Origin of the sequence: Chryseobacterium sp. SIMBA_029 (genome assembly GCF_046535275.1) — a bacterium.
GTDB lineage: Bacteria > Bacteroidota > Bacteroidia > Flavobacteriales > Weeksellaceae > Chryseobacterium.
Map to the genome: position 1 here is coordinate 1 of NZ_JAWRXA010000776.1, position 242 is coordinate 242.

Annotated in this window: 1 pseudogene; it reads right to left on the minus strand. The window is 64.5% G+C overall.

The features are described 5' to 3' along the window. Positions 1 to 242 (minus strand): annotated as a pseudogene (locus tag SB679_RS26035) (chemotaxis protein); the annotation flags it as partial.

Genomic DNA, 242 nt, shown 5'->3' on the forward strand with positions numbered 1-242 from the left:
CGAGCCATCGCAGACGCGGTGCGGCGCAGGGCTTCCACGTCCGAAGACGAGGCATGATGGCTTTCGCCCGACAGCTTGAAATTGGCGATCAGGTCGCGAAGGCGGACGGCTTCGGTGGCGAGTGTCGCGCTGGCCGCATTGGTTTCCTCGACCATCGCGGCGTTCTGCTGGGTCACCTGGTCCATCTGGTTGACGGCGCTGTTGACTTCGCTCAGTCCGGTGGACTGCTCACGCGAGGACGT